Source organism: Cryptocyanus atlanticus LEGE 06306 (assembly GCF_056633155.1).
In genome coordinates, this window is the sequence record NZ_JBSJOZ010000029.1 from 1 (window position 1) to 4,807 (window position 4,807).

Consider the following 4,807-nt stretch of genomic DNA (forward strand, 5'->3'; position numbering starts at 1 on the left):
CTGGACTTCATCGCCTCGAACTTGATCAAACCAGCATCGTGATGATTAGATCTAGATCGTTGGGAAGCACGCCGCACTGTAGAGCCCGGGGAATAGCGTCCCAAAAGTCCAAAGGTGCATTCAGATTAGATCATCCGGCATCATTCAACCCAGGGCAATATGCTGACATCCAGATGTGCTATCAGCTTTCTACTGCAAAATACATCAGGCTATTAGACTCTGTAATCAGTCGTAGCCGCAATGGGTGTGCTTGCTCGTGTATAGCTATAATGACAAGACTAGTTCATCATTCATGATCAGCTCCTATGAGAAAAACCGAACTCGCATCGATCAGATCACTGCAGGACACCCCGGCTGATCTTCACAGCCTATACATGCTGGCTTAATCGCCGTAAGATAAATAGTCCTTCGTACTTGTCGCCTTGACCGCACTGCGTGCCATCAAAAGCACAAAGAACAGGCCAAATCGCCTTGAGCTTGCCTGCGCGATGATTGTAAGTGATGCTCTGATCACGCTCAAAGCTCTCCAAAACAGTGATCAGAACCGAAGCTTTCTTGAAAAGCACAAGATCACGACAACCGATGCATCGAGATTCATACGCCTGGCTGAACATGCTGGAACGATCGAGAGCATAGATCTCAGCGAAGGCAATCGTCCGGAAGTGATCAACAAGCTGGCCGAGCTTAAGCAAATGGAAGCGGAGGGTTCCTTGCCCTACGCCCCCAGAAGCTGATTGGCGATTCGACCACTTCTCCTCAACTACCCATGGCGCAGAGTCATGAACGAGGCACTTGTGCACGCGATGATGATGATGAAGTCGTCGGAAGGGTGCGGGCAATGGCTAGGAACGGATATCTGCCTTAGCGCTCAGACGAGGACGCAGCTCATAGTCCCTCGAGGCTGTAGCGCGTCCTGAACATCCGAACTTACCGAGATTGGCGCTTGGGATCAGAATAATACAAGCTGCGCGGTAGTTGACGGCAACTGACCAGAGAAGGGAGGGCGCTGTCATTCTGTCTGCTCTAGCTTCACGGTAGGCGGCAGCTGTTTCTTCATGCAAGTTGCGGACTCAGGACAGACTTCAGAAAATTGAGCGGTCGCGCAGATTTCGTCTGGTACTTGGGATCGGGAAACAACTTCATAGTCTAGTTTCATGAAAAAGGTAGCAGCGGTTTCCGTCAACAAGTAAAGCGTGCGGATGCCAGAAGCAGCTACGCGTAGTTCAAGCTGGCTGACAATCTCCTTACCGAGTCCGCGTCCTCGCAGGGTGCGGGAAATTGCTATTGAACGCAACAGTCCATTTTGACCAAATGCCATTGCTCCACCTACCGCAACAATGGATTTTGCCTGGCGGAGTCCCAAGAACTGCTTCAAGTCACCGGGCTGAAGATCAATTGTTACTAAGCCACTTTGCTCAAGCAAAGAAGAAACTTGGATGAAGTCTTCTGGTTGCAGTTGTTCCATAATGTCTAATACCTGAGTTCAGCGACGATTATGGCGACGCCTGTTTTTGCGCCAGTAAAATGGGTGGTAGTTCATACGTCTGCTACAAAGATTTGCTAAGCGCCCGTAGTATTAGGCATTAGGCCGGCGGACCATGGCGATTCGCTGGCACGGATCAGGAAGTGCTGCGCGCTGTTCTTGAAGGATCGTGCAACTTTCTGATCCGTAGAAGCTATCTTGGACTGTGACGAAACAATGCCGTTCATAATCCGGCCTGTTCCACCAGAGGTGCGAATAGGTCGTGAGCCAAAAGGACTGGCCACTACTCAACGAAATTGCGTGGCAGAGCAACATAGTGCCGACTTCTTGGCGCATGAAGGTTGGGCGCACCTCAACCTGATCGAGATACGGTTCAAAGTCAACGAAGCTAAGCGTGGCAAATCCAATTGGTTGCTCCTAGAGATCAACCGCGACGTGAGCTAGTCTTCGTTCAATCGCTACAGCCCAGCGGGAGGACTCAGTGGGATTCCCCCGATTTCGTGGACACCGATCAGGAGTTCACAGGAGTGAGTGTAGAGGTCGCGATGAACCTCTGCTCACAGTCGATCGGACTGATGTAACCGATCGTTGAATGGCGCCGTTCGCGGTTGTAGTAACCCTCGATCCAGAAGGCCAGATCACGCTGGAGTTGCTGGGGAGAGATCAGCTCCTCTCGATTGTCATCGAGGTCCAACTCCAGCTTGAGGGTGGAGAAGAAGCTCTCCACCACGGCGTTGTCCCAGCAGCAGCCCTTGGCGGACATGCTGCAGACGATCTTCTGCTCCTTCAGCAGATCGCGGTAGTCAGTCGCCCGGTACTGGCTGCCCTGATCGGTGTGCAGCAGCAGCTGCTCCGGTTCCACCTGCCGGTGGCCGAGGGCCCGGTTGAGGGCCTCAATCACCAGGGCAGCATCCATCCGCTGATCCAGCGTCCAGCCGACCACACGGCGGCTGAACAGATCGATCCAGACAGCCAGGTATCGCCAGCCCGCTGTGGTGCGGATGTAGGTGATGTCGCCCGCCCAGCAGCGGTTTGGAGCCGGGGGCTGGAAGTCCTGCTGCAGCAGGTTCTCTGCCACACCAGCAGCACCGCGGCTGGCCTTGGAGCAGGGCCGGAAGGGCTTGCGGGTCCTGGCCCTGAGCTGGGCCCGCTGCATGAGCCGGGCGACCCGGTGTCGACCGACCCTGTGGCCCACGGCGCGCAGCTCCTGGTGGATCCGGGGCGAGCCGTAGAAGCCCCGGTGCTCGCCGAACACCACCTGGATCTCAGCGGTGAGCCGGGCGTTCTCGGCTGCCCGCTTTCCCGGCGCCTCCTGCCGCTGCCGCCAGGCGTAATAGCCGCTGCGGGCCACCCCCAGCTGCCGGCATAGCCAAGAGACGGAGTGGTGCTCGGCGAGTTGCTCGATCAGGCGAAACCTCTCGGCGGCAGCTGCTCTTTCGCAAAGTGCGCTGCCGCCAGCCTGAAAAAATCCTTCTCCCTCCTGAGCTCGCGGTTCTCCTTGCGGAGCCGGTTGAGCTCAACGCGCTCCTCACTGGTGAGAAGGCCCTGATCACGGGCTCCGGCCTGGCCGCGGTCGATACGGGCCTGCCGGACCCAACGGGCCAGGCTGCTCGAGGGAAGCCCAAGCCGCTGGGCAACGGCGTTGCAGGAGAGGCTCTCCTGCAGGCAGAGCTCCGCGGCCTCCGCCTTCTGCTGCGCCGTGAACCGACGCCTGGTCTTCGTGGGGTTGGTCATCGATGGACAGTCTGGTGGTCATGGCGTGACCCTTATCGACTTGTCCTTGAAACCGGGGTAACCCCAAAGGCTTGTGCCTCTGCGTGTTGGGAAGGCCTTACCCTTGAGAGATCAGTCATCCAGCGCTGATCAACAGTACTTCTAACGCCTGAGTTAATCCGAGCCGCGAAGCGGCTTCGGCTTAAAGGAATCGTTAGGCCCCATTACTGCTAGATGCCGCTCGCGCACTAGCAGAAAGAGCGGTAATGCCAAAGAAATGCCAACGGCTAAGCCAAGCAACGAAACCCATGCGCGACGCATGCCAAGACGACGCCCTTCGGCAAAAGTGAAAGCCACAACAACGATTGTAGAAATGACCAGATCTGACCACGCAAACGCTGAAATCGGGCTTGAAAAGGCTTGTTGGAAAAAGAGAGGGATATCTAACCCGTTGACAGCGAGCCATGGAATGAACTGGGCAAGCGGCAAAGCAGTGCCGATGATGCACAGGATGATGTAGATAGTTTGCATGATGTACTCCTGTAATTACTAACCCCAAGGTTGTCGGCTGTTGTTGTCTTTGCTACATCACTACCGGCTTTAGAATATCCAGTGGAGCGCTTTATTTTACCGCGTTTAGATCGGTCACATTAAAACAAAAGTTTTGTCCATTGCCGCGCAGGTAACACATGTGAATCCAAAGCATCCCAAGCGGCTCCAAGAGCCTGGCTTGGCGTAAGTCTCCAGCGTCGAGAACGCGCAGAGACATGTTCACTGCTAACTGAGTTGTCAGCCTCTTGGCCTCGTCGTCGTCGCCGCAAATAAACATAGTGCATTCACTCGCTTGCACTGCTGGATTTGCCATAACACCAGCGCCAGCTTGGTTGAATGCCTTGACGACTCGCGCATTTATCGCTAACGCCGCAATCTGTTCGGCGGCAGAGGTAGTGTGACCGAGAATTAATCCGGCTTGCAGCCCTTCGGGTGTCATCGCAATTGGGTTTGTCGCATCGATCAACACCTTGTGCTTCAGATCCCCCATTGCACGAACCGTGGTGAGTGCGGCCACCCATGGGACAGCAATTACTACAACGTCTGCGTCCGTGTGAGCGTCCTCGAGCGTAGCGCTCGAAGCATCTGGGCCTAGGGTTTCAAGTAAAGCCACATTCTTTGTGGAGCTGGGCTCGCGACTGCCGAAAATAACGCGATGGCCTGTGGAAAGCCAACGTCTCGCAAGTGCCTCTCCCACGTTTCCGGTTCCGATGATTGCGATGTTCATTGTTTGTATGACATTAAGCAAATAACAGTACGTGAGAAACCTAGCGTTGCCCCTGAGTGGCAGACATGAATTGTAGAGCGACAACAGGAGCATATGGGCCTGTTCGCTCAAGAAGCTTGACAGGCCGCATTCTCGCCGCCTTGCAAGCAGGATGCAACAACCGCCTGGACGAAAGGACCCTTCGCTTCTGTGTATGCCTCATGGTCATGCCTGTGAAGCAGGGCCAACGACATCTTGAGTTCTTGGTACTGCTGGCGCAGTGACGCGTCAGCGCGCAGCCCCCTCTGCCAGGAAAGTTGACGCCTCTCCATCCCGACCACTTTTTCCACCAG

7 protein-coding genes are annotated in these 4,807 nt (G+C 55.3%); 1 reads left to right on the forward strand and 6 read right to left on the reverse strand.

Features of this window, described 5'->3' with window-relative positions; translation table 11 throughout:
• Window positions 1-422: 422 nt before the first annotated feature.
• On the forward strand, window positions 423-734 hold the full coding sequence (locus ACWJI7_RS14000) for a hypothetical protein (RefSeq protein WP_479938814.1): 312 nt from the start codon (window positions 423-425) through the stop codon (window positions 732-734).
• A gap of 275 nt (window positions 735-1,009) precedes the next feature.
• Here ACWJI7_RS14000 and arsN2 read toward each other — a convergent pair whose 3' ends face one another.
• From arsN2 to ACWJI7_RS14030, 6 genes are all read right to left on the reverse strand, one after another.
• The gene (arsN2, locus tag ACWJI7_RS14005; protein WP_479938816.1) at window positions 1,010-1,465 is read right to left on the reverse strand and encodes an arsenic resistance N-acetyltransferase ArsN2; all 456 of its coding nucleotides are present in this window, start codon (window positions 1,463-1,465) and stop codon (window positions 1,010-1,012) included.
• 529 nt (window positions 1,466-1,994) lie between these two features.
• A complete protein-coding gene (locus ACWJI7_RS14010; RefSeq protein WP_479938823.1) occupies window positions 1,995-2,891 on the reverse strand; it encodes an IS3 family transposase in 897 nt (298 codons plus the stop codon).
• The gene (locus tag ACWJI7_RS14015) at window positions 2,888-3,217 is read right to left on the reverse strand and encodes a transposase (protein ID WP_479938818.1); all 330 of its coding nucleotides are present in this window, start codon (window positions 3,215-3,217) and stop codon (window positions 2,888-2,890) included. Before ACWJI7_RS14015 ends, ACWJI7_RS14010 begins: the two co-directional genes overlap by 4 nt.
• 153 nt (window positions 3,218-3,370) lie before the next feature.
• On the reverse strand, window positions 3,371-3,727 hold the full coding sequence (locus ACWJI7_RS14020) for a DUF2834 domain-containing protein (protein WP_479938819.1): 357 nt from the start codon (window positions 3,725-3,727) through the stop codon (window positions 3,371-3,373).
• 91 nt (window positions 3,728-3,818) lie between these two features.
• On the reverse strand, window positions 3,819-4,568 hold the full coding sequence (locus ACWJI7_RS14025; RefSeq protein ID WP_479938825.1) for an NADPH-dependent F420 reductase: 750 nt from the start codon (window positions 4,566-4,568) through the stop codon (window positions 3,819-3,821).
• Between the two features lie 14 nt (window positions 4,569-4,582).
• Window positions 4,583-4,807: GrpB family protein (locus tag ACWJI7_RS14030; protein WP_479938821.1), on the reverse strand; the 225-nt coding region annotated here is incomplete at its 5' end.